12 protein-coding genes, 1 tRNA gene and 2 pseudogenes are annotated in these 19670 nt (G+C 59.7%); 6 read left to right on the top strand and 9 right to left on the bottom strand.

The window, feature by feature from the left end:
- Nucleotides 1–97: 97 nt before the first annotated feature.
- Genes QA635_RS10955 through QA635_RS10945 form a run of 3 tightly spaced genes read right to left on the bottom strand, consistent with a single transcriptional unit; the run spans nucleotide 98 to nucleotide 3997 of the window.
- Nucleotides 98–2068: a hypothetical protein gene (locus QA635_RS10955; protein WP_283068841.1), complete on the bottom strand. Its 1971-nt coding sequence runs from the start codon at nucleotides 2066–2068 to the stop codon at nucleotides 98–100.
- 13 nt (nucleotides 2069–2081) lie between these two features.
- Nucleotides 2082–2654, bottom strand: a complete 573-nt coding sequence (locus QA635_RS10950; RefSeq protein WP_283068839.1) for a hypothetical protein — start codon at nucleotides 2652–2654, stop codon at nucleotides 2082–2084.
- 2 nt (nucleotides 2655–2656) lie between these two features.
- Nucleotides 2657–3997 (bottom strand): dsDNA nuclease domain-containing protein, encoded by a 1341-nt coding sequence (locus QA635_RS10945; RefSeq protein WP_283068837.1) that lies wholly within the window; start codon nucleotides 3995–3997, stop codon nucleotides 2657–2659.
- 355 nt (nucleotides 3998–4352) lie between these two features.
- Between QA635_RS10945 and QA635_RS10940 the strand changes: the two are divergent.
- The 4 genes and pseudogenes from QA635_RS10940 to fabF all read left to right on the top strand — a co-directional run.
- Nucleotides 4353–4653 (top strand): annotated as a pseudogene (locus QA635_RS10940) (beta-ketoacyl synthase N-terminal-like domain-containing protein); the annotation flags it as partial.
- 266 nt (nucleotides 4654–4919) lie between these two features.
- Nucleotides 4920–6038 (top strand): glycoside hydrolase family protein, encoded by a 1119-nt coding sequence (locus QA635_RS10935; protein ID WP_283068835.1) that lies wholly within the window; start codon nucleotides 4920–4922, stop codon nucleotides 6036–6038.
- A gap of 304 nt (nucleotides 6039–6342) precedes the next feature.
- A complete protein-coding gene (locus QA635_RS10930; protein WP_283068833.1) occupies nucleotides 6343–8652 on the top strand; it encodes a tetratricopeptide repeat protein in 2310 nt (769 codons plus the stop codon).
- Between the two features lie 379 nt (nucleotides 8653–9031).
- Entirely contained in the window at nucleotides 9032–10294 is a 1263-nt protein-coding gene (gene fabF / locus QA635_RS10925) for a beta-ketoacyl-ACP synthase II (protein WP_283068831.1), read from the top strand.
- A 72-nt stretch (nucleotides 10295–10366) separates the two neighbouring features.
- Here the strand turns inward: fabF and QA635_RS10920 are convergent, their stop codons facing one another.
- The 4 genes from QA635_RS10920 to QA635_RS10905 all read right to left on the bottom strand — a co-directional run bounded on the left by QA635_RS10920 (nucleotide 10367) and on the right by QA635_RS10905 (nucleotide 15726).
- A complete protein-coding gene (locus QA635_RS10920; protein ID WP_283068829.1) occupies nucleotides 10367–11548 on the bottom strand; it encodes a radical SAM protein in 1182 nt (393 codons plus the stop codon).
- A gap of 154 nt (nucleotides 11549–11702) precedes the next feature.
- Entirely contained in the window at nucleotides 11703–12098 is a 396-nt protein-coding gene (locus tag QA635_RS10915) for a hypothetical protein (protein ID WP_229189152.1), read from the bottom strand.
- Between the two features lie 534 nt (nucleotides 12099–12632).
- A complete protein-coding gene (locus QA635_RS10910; RefSeq protein WP_283068826.1) occupies nucleotides 12633–15416 on the bottom strand; it encodes a UPF0182 family membrane protein in 2784 nt (927 codons plus the stop codon).
- A 229-nt stretch (nucleotides 15417–15645) separates the two neighbouring features.
- A tRNA-Glu gene (locus QA635_RS10905) sits at nucleotides 15646–15726 on the bottom strand.
- Nucleotides 15727–15836: 110 nt separating this feature from the next.
- Here QA635_RS10905 and QA635_RS10900 point away from each other — a divergent pair.
- Entirely contained in the window at nucleotides 15837–17213 is a 1377-nt protein-coding gene (locus QA635_RS10900) for a tyrosine-type recombinase/integrase (protein ID WP_283068825.1), read from the top strand.
- A gap of 162 nt (nucleotides 17214–17375) precedes the next feature.
- Here the strand turns inward: QA635_RS10900 and QA635_RS41755 are convergent, their stop codons facing one another.
- Entirely contained in the window at nucleotides 17376–17612 is a 237-nt protein-coding gene (locus tag QA635_RS41755; protein ID WP_168855855.1) for an excisionase family DNA-binding protein, read from the bottom strand.
- 299 nt (nucleotides 17613–17911) lie between these two features.
- Here QA635_RS41755 and QA635_RS10895 point away from each other — a divergent pair.
- Nucleotides 17912–18032 (top strand): annotated as a pseudogene (locus QA635_RS10895) (IS630 family transposase); the annotation flags it as partial.
- Nucleotides 18033–18469: 437 nt separating this feature from the next.
- Here QA635_RS10895 and QA635_RS10890 read toward each other — a convergent pair.
- On the bottom strand, nucleotides 18470–19666 hold the full coding sequence (locus QA635_RS10890) for an acyl-CoA dehydrogenase family protein (RefSeq protein ID WP_283068824.1): 1197 nt from the start codon (nucleotides 19664–19666) through the stop codon (nucleotides 18470–18472).
- Nucleotides 19667–19670: the final 4 nt, after the last annotated feature.

The raw sequence follows: 19670 nt of genomic DNA, 5'->3' as shown, positions 1-19670 counted from the left end.
TGCGTTTACAGTGACAGCAAGTAGCCCGCATGAGCGCAGCGACATGCGGGACGGACCATTCCCCGGATGTCGCTGCGCTCATCCGGGCTACGCTTGCTCAGCTTCCAAGGTAATACGGGATCAGTGGCGCTGTTTCAGGATCAAGGGGTTTTGACGGGTCGTTCGGCTTCATATGCCTATTAAATACGTTCAACTTCAGCCCCTCCGGCGGAGGCGTAAATTCCTTATCGATGAGGATGAACTGCGTCGCGTTGAGTTCGGTGGCCTTTAGTTGATAAACCATGTTATAGAAGCCCTCAAATTGCTCGCGGTTCTCTCGTTCGCTGATGTTCTTCATTGGCGAATCGATAATTAGCATCTCCGGAAGCGGCGCACCGACTTTGACCGCCAGTCGATGCATCGCTACGGCGAAACAGCATTTGAAGAGAGTCTTTTTTCCTCCGCTGCTCAGCGTTGCGAAGCTTGCAACGGTATTATCAGCGAGCCCCGGAGAATGAATCTCGGGCAAGTAGGTGTTCGTCGGAATCTCGACAACATCGTCTGACGTGACGCCCGGCACCTCCGATCGAACGAGACAGTCCAGGAAAAACTGACGTAACGTGTTGATATTTGTGGCGTCTTTCTCCGCCGCCTCACGAGCTTCTTTCAGTTGACCGCGAAGTTTTGATTCTTGTGCCTGGATGTCCGCAACTCTTTGACGCTGGGCCTCCAGCATTTGTGGAAAGCGCGCCATCGCCGCCAAGCTATCTGCTTGTTGGAGCAAAGCAGACCGCTCTCGCTCCTTGCTCAGCATAGTTGACAGATAGGCAGAATCGAACCGCTGAGATGCTTCGTTTCTCTCTCGTTCGATGCGGCGCTTATCCACATCGAGTGCATCTCGCTCTCGACGGAGCGGAATCAGAGCCTCGTCATGTCTACGTATGATGTCGCGAAGCTCCTCGGATCGTTGCTTGATATCTCTCTGGAGGAGGGCGTCCTCGGTTGAATTGGGAGTGCCGTCGAGTTCTACTTGTCCGCAGACGATGCATTGTTCGTAGGATCGCTCAGGAAGGGTTTGCGCACAGCGCGGACACGAATGGAATTGAACGCCGGACAGTACCGCGCGGGCAGATTGAGAGCGCCGGAACTTTATCGATAGGGTTTCAATTTCGTGGAGGTGCCGCGTATCGCGATCCTTCGTTTGAAGCAGTTCTGAGATCGCCTGATCGGCCCCCGAAATTTGGATACTTAGAGCATGAGCCTCCGCTTTCAGCGTATCGAGAGCATGTACGGTCGTGCGATCGGATACGGACGCCGCACGCTGCTGACTGATCTCTCTTGAAATCGCGTCTGCTGTCTCGCGGAGCGCCTCGACGCGACTAGATATTTCGAGCTCCGATCCGACGCCAACATCGCGAAGGACGCGCGCAAGACTATCAATGCTTGCGAGCATCGCCATTCGCTCACCTCTAAGGGAGTCAAGCTCAGCTTCAATGTCCAAGATGTGCTCATCGTGATAGCCGGTGACGTATCGCACTACGTCAAGACTAGCTAACCGCGAGAACTGATCTCGGCTGTCTAGATGGAAGAAGGAGCTGTCGATCTCGTCTTGGTCCAAATAGCAGTACCACAACAGATTTCGCATAGAGAGACGCTTCGTCTCACTGTCTGCCTTGGTTTTACTTTTTCTTACACGTGGTGGAACAAGTCCGGACATCCAGAAGAGCAAATCCGAGAGATTTTCGATCCCTGTGCCTGGAACAAGCTCGCCATGCGCCTCTCGGGCAGGAACAGCGACCTGCACGGCACCATCCCTTTCTCCCCATTTAGCAACGATCGTGTTCGTATCGCGGCCGCGCTCAACTTCCAGCAGCCCCTTCTTGAGCTTGAGGGTTAAAGTTGCCGACACAAACTCATTCTGAAGCGCTGGCGAGAGCTCGATGTTGCCGCCGAGACAATAATCTATCAGTCGGGCAACGCTTGTCTTCCCAGCCCCCATCTGACCCCAAAAATAACTGACCTGCGCAAGCGGGATCGTAACAGTCTCCCGCCTAAACGCGAGCATCAAAGATAGCAGATGAAACTCCAAGCAGGCCTCCAGGTCAAAGAGCGATTTCGTCGCCCCACTTCATAGTCGTGATTTCAGGAACCGCTTCGTAGACAAAATCCTTTAAGCGTGTGGCGGACATGGAGCCGACGGCCTTAACAGCAATGTCGCTGCGATGTGCCAACTCTGCAAACAGCGGATCGGTTTTGATGGATTCTGCGAGAGCACGACCCGCATCGGTTAAGCCAATAACAATTGTGTTTCCCTCTACTGCCAGCCGGACGAGTCCGCGGGAGGAAAGGAGGCCGAGCCAGCGACGATAACGAACGTCCCACGGACCATACCGGAATCGGATCATCTTGGATTCGATAGACGTGCGCTCGCGTTCATGCACGCCGACATCTTCGGGAGATCTATTGAGAGCGACGAGAACTCGCTCAAGGCACGTAGGATAGCGAAGCAGAAAGTCCATCTTCGCCAGCTTCGTTATGCCTTCAACAGCTCGTGCTTTTGTAATGACCGTCGTCTTGCGCGCATCGGCACTCCCGAGCAGAAGCAGCAGTCGCGCGAGGTGTAGATTATCGTCGTTTTCAGATTCGGCAGCGGCTTTGACAAGGCGTAGGCTCATATCTAGTCGCCCTCAATTGGGAAACTAGGACTCCACCAAACGACACATTCCCGTGTCAGCAGACCGACCATTCCGATAAGGCATTCGTAGGTGTGGTCGCCTATCAGCGCCGTCTCTTCGCGAGCGATCTTGCGCAAGCGATTCTGCACATCGATCAGCATGGCCGGCCCGTACGGTGCCGAGGTTTGTCGCGCACGTAGGTGGGCTTCGCGGCATTCGCCGAGTACCACCTGTTCAATTTGCTTCATCAACTCAGGATAGCGTTCCGGTCTGCGTTGGACATCTTCCAATAGATGTCGTTCGGCAGACCGCTCGCGTTCAGCCATATAGTCGATCTGATCGGACAAGCCACCCGCGGTAAGCTTTTGTTTTAGGACTGTTGATCGTCCAAGCTTGCCAAGCTCAATGAGGCTCTCGCCGACGTACTGGAACACGTGGGGCCCTTGGGATTGAGCGGCGTAGATTACTAAGCTCTCGACGGGAAGCCGCTTGTTGGCCAATCGCGGATCAATATCCCCCCCATTGATAAGCGGACGAAGATGGCGGATAGGGTCGCCGGTTTGTAGAGAAGATGCGCGATAGACAACGCCAATTAAGTAATCGCGAAACGCGTCTAATTGGTCTGCGTTGAGCTCTTTGCATTGGTCGAGCTGTGCAATGTGTTCGTGTGATATCGCTGCTTCGAATTCGCTGCGCGAGGGCCCCAGTACAATGTTCATTTTGTGCAGCGTCTGGAATAACACGGCTTCGCTGCAGCCACACTCAGCTTGCAGATTCTGGAAAGTGAGAGAAAAAACCGAGTTGATCTCGGATGGCGCGCTGCACGATTGGACGTGCTCTAGGAAGAGGCGTGGGCATAGCGACCGTCGACGATCGTTCGTTGCTTCCTTGCCAATGCTGTCGCATTCGGTATTCGATACGAAGAAGACTTCGTTGATGGCATTGCCGAATTCCCGGACGAGTCCAGTAAAGCGGCCAATCGTCTTAATTAGCTCTAGGTCGTTGAGTTTCCAGGGGCCGTTTTCGGGGCGGGAGGTCTTGATTTGGTAGCCGTCGAACGTTCCGTCACTTCGTTCGGCAAGTAAGTCTTCGTGCTGCTCACACCAGATCGCAACGTAAGGTCGATTGCCCATTTTTCCGGCTACGAGGAGAATTACCCCAAATGCGTGCTGGTACCGGAAATTGCGCTGGGTAGCATCACCCGGATCGGAATCGTTGAAGACGTCGATAGGCGTTGGGGGCGCGCTGACGAGCGACTTTTTCGTGCTGTGCTTTTTTGGTTTCGACCGCTCGTCGGTCGGTGAAGAATTCGACATGGTGATCCAAAAATACCGGCCCACCATTATCGGAATCACAACCGTGAGGCGAGCGAAATTCCGCTAACCCGGATCATCAAAAAGGCCAAGCCTTTGATCGTCGTCGGATATGGACAGTTGGCGACGACGCCGTTAGCCGGTCTGGGCAGACCGGTCGCATTGCAGTGCGGCAAAGCTAGGCGCGAGCGACGTAATTCTGATGTCGCCGGATTCGGGTTGCCGGGAGCACAGGAGTACGTTGGGAACGGCGTGACGTCGTGCCTTGACGCCCGACCGGTTGAGATAATCGATGACGATCGTCATGTATCTAGGCGACCTCGAAACCCTACCGTTTCGAGGACCGACGCCGTGCGGTAGCCGGTAAAGGCGCGACACGAGAACCATGCGTCGAATTGTTGTGACCGGCCTGGGGACGGTGTCTCCGCTGGGCTGCGGCACCGAACTGGTCTGGTCGAGGGCTGCTTGCGGGGCATTCAGGGCTTGGCGCATTGCGCGTCGCAGGTCAGATTCCTGACAAGACTGGGGATGCCGAGGGCGGCTTCGATCCTGACCTCGCAGCCCTGCGCAATGACCAGAAGAAGATGGACCGCTTCATCTCGTTCGCGCTGCTCGCCGCGACTGAAGCCGTGGCGCAGGCCGGCTGGATGCCGGTCGATGCGCTTGCGCAGGAGCGCATCGCCACCGCTGATCCGGGCCACACTCGCTGATCGAGGTCGCGAGCAAAGCGATCGCCGATCTCCGCCGCGGCAGCGATTTCAAGAAGACTCTGCAGCGCCGCAACATCGACGGCGAGTGCCACCGGCAATTGAATCCGCCGGCCTGTCCTGCGCGTCTCAATCCGGAATTCGTTCTATTTTCAGAAACAAATTTCCGGGCGAAACGGGCGCCCGAGTGTGTCATCACAGCGGAATTGTTTGCTCGATAGACGGCACGACCCAGGATAAATTTCATGATTGTGCGGGGACTTCTTTTCGTCATCCTCAGCATTTTTCCGGGCGGCGCAATTGCCAGAAGCTGGTTTCTCAACGGCCTCGGAAGCAGCGGCATTTATCACATCTGGGAGTTCGGCGACGACGGCCTGGTGTCGAGCCTGACGCCGGCGCTGTCGCCGCCCGATGGCGTTCCTTATTTGGCGTGGCCATCCGCGATCGCGCCGGATGCGCATACCCGGCGTCTTTACGCGTCAGCCTATACGACGGGCTGGTTTCAGCTGCGGCTCTGGACGTCGACAAACGAAGGCGCCTGGATCCCGCAAGGAATCGCCTTTCAGTCGGACGCGTCCGAGCCCGGCGGGATCGGCCCGGCGCAGGTGGTGTATGAGCCCGGAGCAGCCGAGCCGTACATGATCTATTACCTCGACCGCGCGTCGAAGCAGATCAAGCTGGCGACCAGCGTCGACGGCACGACGTTCACGCGCCATGGCACCGTGATCACGCCCTCACTGCCCGAGGAAGCGTCCGGGCTGTCGATCAGCTATGCCTGCCGGCGCGCGAACGGCGAATATGTCATCTTCTATCACGGCTATTACAACAACACGCAGAATGCCGTCGCGCTGGTTGCCACGGCAGATAGCCCGCAGGGCCCGTTCACGAAGAAGACCATCATCGCGCGGCCCGATGGTTTTGCATCGACGCTTTCCGCCCACCGTCTCAATGCCACCGCCACCGCTGACGTCGCGGTGCCGCTGGGGATTCCCCTGCTGGTCGGTGGCGGCACGGCAAGACAGGAGGCCAACGTCGCGATCAAGCAGGACGAGACGACGATCTGGTTCGAGCGGCCATTCGTGTTCGATCACGTTTCGGATCGTCTGGTTTCGGTCTCGCGAAACAAGGTGGAGCTGTCCTACGCCCAGGAGCAGCCGGACGGCAGCTGGCGCGGGATCTTCTCGCTCTACAATCCAGACCCTGGCGTCGCTTCAGAATATACGACGGAGGGCAACGCTCGATCCCTGACCGCGCCATGGTCGTATGCGAGAACCGGGTTTCGTTTCAAGCCATGGTATCGCGGCGGGGAAAATTCGACCGAGAACCCGACGCCGCTTCTCAGCAACGACGCGTGTTCGAGCTAGAATGGCAGGCGCATCGTGAGCGCCGGCCTTATTGCTCAAGACGACGCCGCTGCTTGCGTCGTGACCGTCCACGGTTCGGCTGCGGCTGACGAGGCAGCCGCCGGGCTGACCGGGGACCATCCGCTTCAGTCCGACTATTCGTGGAGTTGTTCCTGGAGCTGTTCCTGGAGGCCGTTGCGCAATCGAGGACGATCTGCCAGTTTTCAACCTTTAATCAACGGGCGATCCATATCGCGGGCACAGGATGCGACATGTCCGCCGGCGTGAGGCCATGACCCGGACACAGAGCGCGTGAAGACGTCTGATGCCCGAAACAGGTGAATTTCAAAAATCCAGCGCGACCGCCTTGCAGCGCGCCTTCGCGCAGGCTGTCGCGCTGCATCAGCGGGGGCAGTTGGCCGCAGCAGAAAAAATCTATGAAGACATGCTCCGACAGCAGCCGGACAACTTCGATGCGCTGCATCTGCTGGGCCTGATTTCCGCGCAGACCGGGCGCAGCGAGCGCGGCGTCGACCTGATCCGGCGCGCGATCAGGCTCAACGGCAACGTCGCGGACGCGCACAGCAACCTCGGCAATGCGCTGCGCGCGTTGCGCCGCTTCGACGAAGCGCTCGCGAGCTTCGATGTGGCGATCGCGCTCAAGCAAAACCTTGCGCCGGCGCTCTACAATCGCGGAATCACGCTCGCGGAGCTTGGACGCCACGAGGAGGCGCTCGCAAGCTTCGATCGCGTGCTCGCGCTGGTGCCTGACCATGCGGATGCCCATCGAAACAGGGGCGCCGCGCTGAGGAAGCTGCAGCGGCTCGATGAGGCGCTGGCGAGCCTGGACAGGGCGATCGCGCTCAAGCCCAACGATGCCGGCGCACACAACGATCGCGGCAACGTGCTCAACGACCTCAAGAGGTTCGATGATGCGCTCGCGAGCTACGACCGGGCGCCGGGAATTGCCGGCGCGTGCTACAACCGCGGCAACGTGCTGGTCGAACTGGATCGTCTCGAAGAGGCAGTCGCGAGTTACGACAAGGCGATCGCGCTGCGGCCCGACTATGCCGAGGCCTACAACAACCGCGGCTCGGCGCTGTTCAGGCTCAGGCATCATGAGGCGGCGCTCGCCAGCATCGACAAGTCGATCCAGCACAAGGGCGACGATGCGGCTGCCCACGCCAACCGCGGCAAGGTTCTGTCCACTCTGGCGCGCTACCCCGAGGCACTCGCCGCCTATGACAAGGCCGTCGCGCTCAAACCGGACCAGGCCGACATCGAAGGCTATCGCCTGCACGCCAAATCCCACATTTGCGACTGGGCCGGCTTTGACGCCGAGTGCGACCGACTTATCGAGTTGATCAGGACCCGGAACGCGACGACGCCGCCATTTCTGTTTTGCAGCGTTCCTTCATCGACCGCCGACCAACTGCTATGCGCCACGCGATGGACCGCGAAGAATCATCCGCCGTCCGCAAGCCAGCGCTGGCGGGGCGAGCGCTACCATCACGATCGAATTCGCGTCGGCTATTTCTCGTCGGATTTCTGCAACCACGCGACATCGCTCTTGATGGCAGGGATGTTCGAGTGCCACGACCGGTCGAAATTCGAGACGGTGGCAATCTCATGGTCGCCCAACGACCCCTCGGAGATGCGTCGACGGCTGGAGGCCTCATTCGATCGATTCGTCGAGGTCCGGGACAGCAGCGACGATGAGGTCGCCGACCTGATCAGACAATTGGAAATCGACATCCTGGTCGATCTGAAAGGCTTTACCGGGGGATCCCGCACCAGAGTCCTTGGCCGCCGGCCCGCCCCCATCCAGGTCAATTATCTGGGCTATCCGGGAACACTCGGTGCCCCGTTCATCGACTACATCATCGCCGATCGTACCGTGATCCCGGATCACCATCGCGAATTCTACAGCGAAAAGGTGGTCGCCCTGCCCGACTGCTATCAGGCCAACGACGACAAGCGCGTCATTGCCGATCGCGTGTTCACGCGCGGCGACGTGGGGCTGGCGCCGACGGGCTTCGTGTTCTGCTGCTTCAACAACAACTACAAGATCACGCCTGACATGTTCGATCGGTGGACGAGGATTCTCGGCCGCGTCGAGGGCAGCATGTTGTGGCTCCTCGAAGCCAACGCCGACTCTGCCGCAAATTTGCGAAAGGAGGCGGTCGCGCGTGGCGTCGCTGCGGAGCGCCTTGTGTTCGCATCGCGGATGTCGCTGCCCGACCATCTCGCGCGTCATCGCCTCGCCGGCCTGTTCCTCGACAGCACGCCCTACAATGCCCACACCACCGCCAGCGATGCGCTATGGGCCGGCCTGCCGGTGCTGACCATTCTCGGCCACACGTTTGCCAGCCGGGTCGCGGCGAGCTTGCTCCATGCGGTCGGCCTGCCCGAGCTTATTGCGGAATCGCCGGAGGCTTATGAGCGCATGGCGGTCGATCTTGCGACCGATCCCGAGAAGCTCGCGGCGCTCAGAACCAGGCTGAAGGCCAACCAGCTGACGGCGCCGTTGTTCGATACCAAACGTTTCACCCGGCATATCGAGGCCGCCTATACCGCGATGTATGAGCGTCACCGCGCGGGCATTGCGCCGGACCATATCGTCGTGCCGGCGTGATCGTTGCTGGCTAGTGTCCCGAATCCGAAGTTCGCATCATTTGCCGCACCTTCGGAGCGAACTTCGGATTCGATAAGGACACTAGCAAACTTATGATTCCAGTGTGCTTTATGAATGCGAAGTTCGTGAAACTAGCTGCCGCGAAATCGCACGAACTTCGCATTCAGCACACTAGCTGCAATCGCTCATCAACCCCTTGTTCCGGCCTCGAGCGGCCACGTCCCCACCGCCAGACGAACGGCGCGTTGAGAGCGAAGTCAATCCCTTGACGTCCGGCCGGTCGAGACAATAGATGACAATCATCATATAACGACCCGACGCCCGGGCCGGTTCGAATCCCGGCCATGCCGGTTCGCACCAGGGGCGCGACAGGAGAACCATGCGTCGAATTGTTGTGACCGGCCTGGGGACGGTGTCTCCGCTGGGCTGTGGCACCGAACTGGTGTGGTCGAGGCTGCTGGCGGGGCATTCCGGGCTCGCAGCATTGCCGGAATGGGCGGGGGCGCTGCCGGGGCGCGTCGCAGGACAGGTGCCTGACAAGGCCGGGGATGCCGAAGGTGGCTTCGATCCCGATTCCGCAGCCCCGCGCAAGGACCAGAAGAAGATGGACCGGTTCATCCTGTTCGCGCTGCTGGCCGCGGCGGAAGCCGTGGCGCAGGCCGGCTGGATGCCGACCGAGGCGCAGGCGCAGCAGCGCACCGCCACCGTGATCGCATCCGGGATCGGCGGATTTCCGGCGATCGCAGACGCCGTACGCACGGCGGAGAAGAGCGGCCTGCGCCGGCTGTCGCCGTTCACCATTCCATCCTTCCTGGCCAATCTCGCGGCCGGGCACATCACCATCCGCTACGGCTACAAGGGTCCGATCGGCGCGCCGGTGACCGCCTGCGCCGCCAGCGTTCAGGCGATCGGTGACGGCGCGCGCCTGATCAGATCAGGCGAAGCCGACGTTGCGATCTGCGGCGGCGCGGAGGCCTGCATCGATCCGGTGAGCCTCGGCGGCTTTGCCGCGGCGCGGGCGCTGTCGACGTCGTTCAACGACACGCCGGCGCGGGCGTCGCGGCCGTTCGACCGCGATCGGGACGGCTTCGTGATGGGCGAAGGCGCCGGTGTACTGGTCATCGAGGAGCTCGAACACGCGCTTCGGCGCGGCGCGAAGCCGATCGCCGAGCTCATCGGCTACGGCACGACGGCGGACGCCTATCACATCACCGCGGGTCCCGAAGACGGCGACGGCGCCCGGCGCGCGATGGAGGCGGCGCTGCGGCAGGCCGGCCTGCGGCCCGGCGAGGTCCAGCATCTCAACGCGCATTCGACGTCGACGCCGGTCGGCGATCTCTCCGAGCTCGAGGCGATCAAGCGCGTGTTCGGGCGCGAGGGAAAGGTTGCCGTCAGCGCCACCAAGTCGGCGACCGGACATCTGCTCGGCGCCGCCGGCGGCATCGAGGCGATCTTCACCATCCTGGCGCTGCGCGATCAGGTCGCGCCACCGACGCTCAATCTGGAGAACGCCGATTCCGCAGCGCAGGGCATCGACCTCGTCGCGAACGTCGCGCGGCCGATGGCGATCGAAAACGCGATCTCGAACGGTTTTGGATTTGGCGGCGTCAACGCCAGCCTGGTGTTTCGACGGTGGTCTTGAGGCGGTCGCGTCAAAACAAGAATCTGGAGCCCCGTTCCGATTCCATCGGAACGGGAAAATCTCTCGAATTGCCTAACCGCCCGCCGCTGCGTTGCGCACGTCAATCCGTTCCCCGTCCTGCTTGCGGACGTAGAGATGACGTTCCAGCACGGATTGCATGTTCTCGAACATCGAATAGAGATCGTCGCAATAAACCGACGGATTGTCGAAACCGTTCTTCGTGGAGAAGCGGTGCGGAAGGTAGCCTCCGCCGCAGGCGTTCATGAACTTGCACTGCCGGCATTTCTCGCAAAGATTGACTGAAGCATCGCGTGCGGCTTTCCAGCGCGGCTCGGTCCTGACATCGTCGATCGCGTGATCGAAGATGTTGAACCGCGTGTTGGTGAAACCGTCACCCGCAATTCGCAACACGTCGTGGGCCTCCACCGTGCCGTCGGTCATGACCGTGCAAAGCTCGACCGGCTTGTGGCCGACACCTTCAGTCGGCGCGTTGTTGCCGATCAGGGCCGCGACCATGTCGGAAATGATGCGGACATTCGATGTCGGCTTGGTGCGATTGGCTTCCAGCCACAAGTCGAAAAGACCGTTATAGAACGGGGCAATGGACGACGGCTTCTCGTCCACCGTGGCGTCGGGAATCATGATGTCGTAGTTGGCGATGCCGCACGCCGCGAAAAAATCCGCGTACTCCTTTGGCGCGTAGGCCGGGTTGCAGACCGCGAGGGCGATCACGCCGATGTCGCGCGAGACCAGCATGCGGGCGGCACGTTCCACAGCGGCATGGGTGCCGGTCCCCTGAAACGTCTTGCGGTGAGCGTCGTGAATATGTGCCGGCCCATCGATGCTGATCGCCACCGAAATATTGCGGGCCTCGAAGCAGTCGAGCCATTCATCATCAATCAGGACGCCGTTGGTCGTCACCGCGATGGGGATCTCGCAGCCGGTCCGGGATGAAATGCCCTCGCAGCCCTCCGCAAAACGGTGAAAATTATCGACGCCCCAAAGCAGCGGCTCACCGCCGTGCAGGATCACGGGAAAGTCGACGAGGGAGTATCTGGCGACGTGCTGTTCGAGCCGCAGCAATAGCTGCTGCAGCACCTCCGCACTCATCAGCTTGGGCTTGTCGTAGACGGCCGCATCGCGAAACCAGTAGCAATAGGAGCAATCGATGTTGCACCTCGCCGCGACCTTGACCAGCAACTGCGTGATCGGCTGCTCCTGAAACGCGACGGAATTTGAAGCGTCAACCGACATGCGGATACCAGCAAGCTGCGATCGGGCTAGATCATGATGCGTTTCCACGGAATCGCATCATGATCTCATCTGTTTGTTTGAGCATGATCTCCGCGCAAACGCGTCCCGCGTTTGTCGCGAGGGAAAACCGGTTTCCACTTTTCCGGATCATGCTCTAGTAGCCCCTGACGAAGCCACCTCGTCGGAACGCGCCTGCTCCGGGATAATATCCGCCGGCCCTGCGAAATGCGCCGGCGCCCGGATAGTAGCCGCCGCCTCTGCGAAAGCCGCCCGCATAGGGCCCCCTGGCAAAGGCCCCGCGTCGGAAATAGACCTGAGTCGCCTGGGGCTGGTCGGAAACCACCCCGAGTTGGAAGCCCTGTACGTCTTGAGGGCTCTGTTCTTGCAAGCTCTGTTCTTGAGGGCTCTGTTCCTGAGCGCCCTGCTCCTGAAGGCTCTGCTCGCGCACACCACTCAGCAATGCGTCGATACCCTGATGATCGCTTTCGATTGTCGCACCCGGCCCGTGCAGTTGCAGCAGGCTCGCCAAGACCGTCAGCGTGATCGCCATCGTTGAGCTCCTTTTCGCGATATCGCAATCAAACGAAATGTCGGCGCGTGCCTTACGCCGGTCGAGCAACTGAAAGTATAGCAGCGGATTTGCAGCGGAGTCTAGCTATCGCGTCTGATGCTGCGCCGATCAGTTCGCGAGGGGCGAACGACCAAGGCGCGCTCTCGCGCGCGCCCGTTCCGAAAGACCTGCGCAATCGTTCACGAATGTGATCGCGGCCAACGGCACCGCAATCTGAATCGGGAGCCGCAGCCATGCGCTCGAAATGGCCGCTTTTGCGTGCCGAAGCGGGTCAGTTCCGGGTTTGCGGATGAGGGCTCAATGGCGCGCCAATCGGAACGAAACTGCGAACTCTATGTGATTGAAATTGCAATGCGACCTTTAACAATACCCGATTGAGGCGTGCGTCCGCACTCACAATTCCCCGCGCCCATTGGAGCGCGATGACTTTTCTTCGAATCGTCATCCCGCTCTGGCCCTTTGATTTGACACGATCTTTTCGGACAACCGCTACACGCTTTTCCGGATCATGCTCTAGTGACCGGCGGAGCGTCGGTTCATTTCCTCAAGGGGCTCGCGCAGGGCATCGAACTGGGTACCGAAACCTTTCCAGTCTCCCGCCTTCAATCGCTCCATCGCCTGATTGTAGTGATCGAGCGCCTGCTGCGCCGGGCTCGCCGTCCCGCCCGCAGGGGACGCCGTTTCGGTTGCGTTTGAAACCGCCGGCACCGCACCGGGCTCCGCGAACAACGCGGCCAGGGCGTCAGCGAGCGTCTCCTTCATCACGACGTGCTCACCGTAGGCCGCGATCACGCGTTTCAGCTCCGGCAGGTGTCCAAGCTCGGCGCGCAAATAGAGCGGCGAGACATAAAGGATCGAGTTCTCGATCGGGATCACCAGCAGGTTCGCACCGCGTATCACCCGCGAGCCCATCTGATTCCACAGCGTGAGTTGTTGCGAGATCTCGGTATTCTGATTGATCCGTGCCTCGATCTGAAACGGCCCATAGACAAGTTTGTCCTTGGGGAACTCGTAGACAATCAGCTTGCCGTAGTCGGGGGCGTCGCAACGCGCCGCGAGCCACGCGATCATATTGTCGCGACGGCTCGGTACCATGGGAAGCATCAGGAAGAACTCGGCCTGCGGCTCGCCGGGCAGCCGCATGATGATGTAATAGGGGGTCATCACCGAAGTGCCGTCGCCGCCCGGCTGTCGCGGAAACTGCCAGAAGTCCTCGCGGTTGTAGAATATTTCGGCCTGCTCCATGTGGTAGGTCTGATACAGCCGCGCCTGGATCAGGAACAGATTCTCCGGATAGCGGATATGCTTCTGCAAATCCGCCGGCATGGCCATGAACGGCTTGAACAGGTCCGGGAAGATGCGCTGGTAGGTCGCTGCAATGGGGTCGCTTGGGTCGATCAGGTAAAAATCGACCGTCCCGTTATAGGCATCGACGACAATTTTCACCGAATTCCTGATGTAGTTGAGATCGAGCTCCGGCACGGGCTGCGCTGAGGGGAAATAGGAGCTCGTGGTGTAGGCATCCTGCATCCAGAACAGCCGACCGTTGCTGACGACCAGATAGGGATCATGATCGAGCCTGAGGAATGGGGCGATCGTGCGCACCCGTTCCGTAATGTTGCGCCGGATCATGATCCGGCTGTCGGCCGTGATATAGCTTGAGAGGACCAGATTCGCGTCGTTGAAGTAGTAGGCGAACAGCGTTCTCCATCCCAATGCTCCGATCGGCACACCGCCGCTGCCGTCATAGGCCGCATAGACGTTGTCCTTCCCCTTCGGATAATCGAACTCCGGGATGCTGGCCTTGACGATGACGTAGTCGTCGCTCTCTTCGCCGAAATAGATGCGCGGTTCGTCGATCCTGGGGCCACCGTCGGCAACGGGCGGAATATCGCGCAAATAGAAGAACGGCAGTCCTTCCGTGCTCTTGCGGGTGACCGGGCTCATCACTGCGCCGTTGCCGTGCGTAAACAGCACGTGGCGGTTGACCCAGGTCTGGGCGTTCGCCGGCAGCAGGGAGGCCCGGAGTTCGCGGGCCGAGAGCATCACGCTCTGGTAGGAGCCGTCGAGCCAATAGCGATCGACGTCAAGATCGTGGAAATTGTAATAGGTACGGATCTCCTGCAGCTGCGCGTAGGTATTCGACAGCGGCAGCCAGTCCCACAGCCGGATGTTGTCGATGGTCGCCTTGTTCGCTTCCAGCGTCTTGAAGGTCAGCCTCTGTTCAGCGGCAAACGGCTTGGTTGCGATCCGGTCGAGATTGTAGGCCTGCCTGGTGAGCGCAATGTTGCGTTCGATGTAGGGCTTCTCCAACTCCAACTCCGTCGGCTTGACGACGAAGTGCCGGAAAAGCGAAGGGACGAGGCTCGACAGCATGACAGAGCCGACGCCGACGAGGATGAACGCGGCGGCAAGAAGCCGGTAGGTGCACGCCCGCAAATTGGCCCATGCGATGAGCGCCGCGATGATCGAAAGCCCGATCATCAACCACAGAGCCGGCAGCCCCAGATTGACATCGGTGTAGCTCGCCCCGACCACGACACCATTGTCGCCGTAGAGCAGCAGATAGCGGTCGAGCCCATAGGACCAGGCTTTCACCGCGAACAGAAGGCCAATCAGCGCCGAGCCATGCGCGATCACGGTCGGCGAAATTGAACGGTTGTGAACATCGTATTCGATGTCGCCGCGCACCCAGTAGATCGCTCCGGCAAACAGCGCGCCCAGGATAATTGTCAGCAGCATCCAGTTCTTGATCGCGATATAGGCGGGTAGCGAAAAGAGATAGAACCCAATGTCCTTGTTGTAGAGCGGATCCTGCGCACCGTAGGGCACGTGGTAGAGAAACTGCAGGAAGATGTTCCAATTGCCGACTTCGCCTGCGGCAACCAGCACGGCGAGCACGCCCGCACCGAGCGCGACAAACCGCGGCCGGGCTAATTGGTCGCGCAGCTCTACGAACGGATCGGGCGGCGCCGTAAAACCGGCGACCTTCCCCGGGGCGACTCGGTTCTGTAGCGGCTGCTGCATGGCAAACAGCACCGCCAGGACTCCGTTCAGCGAGAGGACGACAGTGGTCACCGCGAAGACGGAGAGAAAGACGATTGCCTTGGCGCCGATCGCCGTCAGGAAAACCTGTAGGTAGCCGATCGATGAAAACCACAGCCAATCGACCAGGAAGTCGCTCGCGAACGAGAGCAGGATCAGGCAAATCGTGATGACGATGGCCGCAACGATCAGCCTGACCACGCCACTTTGCCGTGGTCCTTTCCGGCCGGGTCCGGTAATCCCGATCGTCATGGCTTCATCATAGCGGAAACGAGGGACGCCCGCCGCTTGTTTCGTGGTGGGGATTGCCCGCCAAGATTGCCCGCCAAGGCGCGATGAGGGCTCGAAGCTGCGTCACCGGGACGCAAATGAGCACAAGGCGGCAACTGCTCAGGCGGCCGGCGTGATCAATCAGTCGTCGAGCAGGAAAGCTCCCGGCGAATGGAGCCGTATCGTAAAATGTCGTGGAATAGCGAACATTTGGCGCTCCCTAGGGGAATCGAACCCCTGTTTCAGCCTTGAGAGGGCTGAAAACTCTCCCCGGCCAGGTCCGCACTCGTTCGTCATAATCTAGCCTTGTCAATAACTTAGCTAAAAGCCGTTCTTCGCTGTTCGGCCTTGTACGCCGATGCTTATTCGACGGATATTCGACGACTCCGGGGGTCGTATACTATGACAAAGACACTCACTGAGGCTCAGATCACCACTGCCAAGGCCCGCTCCAGACTGGAGCTTGGCGTGCATTGGCGCCGCCTCGATGCCGAGGCGCATCTTGGCTACCGCAAGGGCAAGCGGAGCGGCGTTTGGCTCGTGCGCTGGCGCAATCACCATGACGGAGCCAACTACAAGCAGGCGCCGGTCGGCATCGCCAACGACGTCAACGACAAACTTGCCGAAGGCACGCTGACTTTCGAGCTGGCGGCGGCCCAAGCGCGGGAACACGTCACCCGGTTCAGAATAGAAGCGGCGGCCCAAGCGGCCGGACCGGCACCCACCGTGCGTACGGCTGTAGAGACGTACATCAGGGAACGTAATGCCCGTGATAGCCGACGGGCCGGTCGCGAGGTTCGATCCGATGCTGGTCACCGCTTGCGGCGTTATGTTCTTGGTCAAGAGGAGCGTGGTAGCCAGGAAGCCGTTGAGGCCGCCTCTCTCGCCGCAGTGCATCTGCACGCGCTACGGGAAGATGATCTTTTGACGTGGCGCGAGGATCTTCCTGTCGAATTGAAGGCCACGACAAAACAGCGGCTCATAAATGATCTGAAGGCCGGGCTGAATGCAGCATGGCCCCGCCTGTCGGCGGAACAAAAGAAGCTGAACCCAACGTTCCCTTCGATTGTGAAAGACGGATTTAAAGCTGAGCGCATCGATGATGATGATGAGTCATCAGTCGCTCGAGACAACCAAGTCCTTACGGATGCGCAAATCTGCACCCTACTTCGGGCCGCGCGCGAGATCGACGATGAGCAGAGATTCGAAGGCGACCTACATCGCATTGTCGTGTGCCTTGCAGCCACGGGTGCGCGATTTGCACAGGCAAGACGGATGCGCGTCAGTGATGCACAATGGGACGAGCAGCGCTTGATGGTGCCAGGTTCATACAAGGGGCGTGGTGGCAACGGTGGCTCCGTTCCAGTTCCGGTGGGCGAAGATGTCATCCAAGTCCTGTTGCCAGCCATATTGGATCGGCCAAAAGAGGCGCCGTTGTTCGAGCGATGGAGCTACGAGCAGGAGGCCGGCAGCATCGTTTGGAGAAAGTCAAAACGCGGTCCATGGAAGACGGCAGAACTTACTCGTCCATGGCACGCCATCCGAGATCGCGCCGCGCTACCAGAAGCCATTCCTTATGCGTTGCGACATTCCAGCATCGTTCGCGGATTGCGAAACCGCCTCCCTATTCAACACGTTGCTAAGCTGCACAACACTTCCGTGAAAATGATTGAGCGGCATTACGCTAAATATATCTCAACGGCGTTGGAAGATCTCGCGCGGGCGGCAGTTGTCTCCCTGGTCCCGCGCCACAGCGAAAATTCGGTTGGGCTCGGATGATCAATAAGAGGCGCTTACTGCAAAAGCACACTCTATAGTGGCTTCCACCACACGACTGATAGTATCAGGCTTCCAGACTCGGGGCTTTACCGGGCTGAGGCGACAACCAAGGTAAGAGCCAATTCACGATCGATATGGTAGCCGTGCCATCGTCAGCTGTCATCAGGAGCCGCGAACCTGTCCAGGGTCGGCTGGTTTGGCATTGACACCAACCAGAGCCAACAGAGATTGCACAATGACTAGACGACGGCGACCGACCGTCGTCGTGGCAACTCGACCATCTCCGATTAGTTCATAGATCTTGGTCCGCCCGAGACCTGTCGCTTCACAGGCCTCCGCGACAGTGCAGGTCACCCGCTGCGCAAACGGGAGGCGACGCAGATGGCTGGGCACCGGCATATCTGCGGCTGCACTACGTTCAACTTGGACACTGCTTTCGAGGTCCTGACCACGCCGTATCAAGATCACGTCTCCTCCATAATCGAAGGAGCTACCCTGAGGCGCCCCGCATTCAACGTCAATGGAAGCAAAGGAGCAGTAGGGAGGGCCCTAGCGAGCGTCAGGAAGTGGCAGAAAAGACTCGGCTACGAAAGACAACGCTGAATTTTTCGTAACTGAGATTGTACCCGATCAGGACGACAGGAGATCTGATGCTGGACAGGGCATCGGAGGCGTACTCCGCATCAGTCTTGACGCCACGCAAGCTGCACAACAAAAACCCGAAGCCCTTCAAATGGACTAAAGTCTGCCAACCAGATTTTGGCTTCCGTTAAACGCTTCTGCCACAAAGCTCACCAGACTTTATGTGGTGAACTTTAGATTCACGTGACTAGCACTACTTTGGCAGATTGCTGGATTTCTTATCAGGATTCCCGAATCAATTTTTCAATGATTCATAAGTGGCCTACCGATCAGTCCTTCGTCGAGGAGTAACCGCTGAGCAGCTATCGGCCATCAGAACAGGCTGCGCATCCTTCCAATCTGCTTGGCTCCGATGGCCTGTATTGCAGATATCCAGCACTCTTTCCGATCTTTAAAACAAGCAATGCTGTTGGTGTTACCCCACTCCCTACCGCGCAAGCGGAAGGGCTAGATAACGCCGTTATCCAGCACCTTGCTGCAAAGTTGATCGAGCGAGCCAAAGACTGCCAACGACTTCTGAAGGGCCCCTAAGCTTGTACAAATTCGCGGTTCGCGGTCAACTACCGACGTAGTGGACGGTCATCCGCGGCCTATGGAGTAGAGGCCGTGAGGCCTTACTCACCGCCTTCGTAGAACAGCTCCAATGGTAGGCCGACCAGCGCCTTGCCGATCCAGTCCCGTGCGATCACATTCGACGGGCCCATCGCGATCGCTGCGCGCGCGTCTCGATAGGATCGCTCGATCGGACCCCGATGGTAGCCATAGCCGCCGGTCACCGTCAGCGCGGTGGCCGCGACCTTGTTGGCGACCTCGGCGGCGTGGACCTTGAATTCGGTCAGCGGAATCAGGATCTCGCTCTGCGGCCTGCCGGCGCGCCACAGCACGTCGAGTCGCGCCGCGAGCTCGTTGCGCCACGGCCGCAAGGTCTCGACGAGCACCTTAGCGGCGCCTAGCTCCTGCCGGATCGCCTGGTAATCCGATAGGCTCTTATTCCGATCCTTGTGCACGAAGCTCGTGGTGTGCGCCACCGCCGCGTTCAGCGCTCCGCGCGCCACGCCTTCCCAGACCGCGCCGAGTCCGATCAGGTAGACCGGCGACACGCCGTCATAGATGATTTCCTTGCCCTGCCCCTCGCCGCCGAGCCGGTCGTGTCGTGGCACCCGCACATTGCTGTAGCGGATCGGGCCTGAATGATTGGCCCGCACGCCGAGCGCATCCCAAGGCCGTGATTCGATCCCTTCGGCCTTGCCGTCGACGATGAAGAACACGATATCGGCCTGGTCCTTTGCGCCGGGCGTGCGCGTCTGCACCACATAGTAATCGGCTTGGCCCGAGCTGGTCGTGAACGACTTCTCGGCATTGACCAGATAATCCTCGCCGTCGCGCGAGGCTTCCGAGAGATTGAACCACCAGTGCCCGCCGGTGGCGCGCTCGCTGGTCGAATAGGTGCCGAGCAGGCCGCCATTGTTGGATTTGAGCCAGCGCTCCTTCTGGTCGGCGCTGCCGAACAGATTGATAGTTTGGGCCGCGCCGACATGCATCACATAGACGAGGCCGGTCGAGGCATCGGCTTGCCCGATGCGATAGGCGGCTTCGGCGAAGTCGACGTGAGCGAGGCCGAGCCCGCCATGCTGCACCTCGTTCAGCACACCGGTCCATCCGGCCTCCGACAGCGCACGCAGATTCTCGCGCGGAAACCGGCTCTCCTTGTCGTTGCGATCGGCGTTCACCTTTACGGTGGCGTCGATCGCGGCGTCGAGTCTTGCATAGACGTCGTCGTCGATCTTTCGGGCGAGATTTTCTTGGACCATGGTC

The sequence above is a fragment of the Bradyrhizobium brasilense genome (genome assembly GCF_029714345.1).
GTDB classification, from domain to species: domain Bacteria; phylum Pseudomonadota; class Alphaproteobacteria; order Rhizobiales; family Xanthobacteraceae; genus Bradyrhizobium; species Bradyrhizobium australafricanum.
Note: the sequence above shows the minus strand (reverse complement) of the source record. Positions and strands in the feature narration are given on the sequence as shown.

Bases quoted from the DNA above. Each gene is read 5' to 3' on its own strand.
- QA635_RS10950 (WP_283068839.1), bottom strand. From the start codon at position 2,654: ATGAGCCTACGCCTTGTCAAAGCCGCTGCCGAATCTGAAAACGACGAT.
- QA635_RS10945 (WP_283068837.1), bottom strand. From the start codon at position 3,997: ATGGTGGGCCGGTATTTTTGGATCACCATGTCGAATTCTTCACCGACC.
- QA635_RS10935 (WP_283068835.1), top strand. From the start codon at position 4,920: ATGATTGTGCGGGGACTTCTTTTCGTCATCCTCAGCATTTTTCCGGGC.
- QA635_RS10930 (WP_283068833.1), top strand. From the start codon at position 6,343: ATGCCCGAAACAGGTGAATTTCAAAAATCCAGCGCGACCGCCTTGCAG.
- fabF (WP_283068831.1), top strand. From the start codon at position 9,032: ATGCGTCGAATTGTTGTGACCGGCCTGGGGACGGTGTCTCCGCTGGGC.
- QA635_RS10920 (WP_283068829.1), bottom strand. From the start codon at position 11,548: ATGTCGGTTGACGCTTCAAATTCCGTCGCGTTTCAGGAGCAGCCGATC.
- QA635_RS10915 (WP_229189152.1), bottom strand. From the start codon at position 12,098: ATGGCGATCACGCTGACGGTCTTGGCGAGCCTGCTGCAACTGCACGGG.
- QA635_RS10910 (WP_283068826.1), bottom strand. From the start codon at position 15,416: ATGACGATCGGGATTACCGGACCCGGCCGGAAAGGACCACGGCAAAGT.
- QA635_RS10900 (WP_283068825.1), top strand. From the start codon at position 15,837: ATGACAAAGACACTCACTGAGGCTCAGATCACCACTGCCAAGGCCCGC.
- QA635_RS41755 (WP_168855855.1), bottom strand. From the start codon at position 17,612: ATGCCGGTGCCCAGCCATCTGCGTCGCCTCCCGTTTGCGCAGCGGGTG.
- QA635_RS10890 (WP_283068824.1), bottom strand. From the start codon at position 19,666: ATGGTCCAAGAAAATCTCGCCCGAAAGATCGACGACGACGTCTATGCA.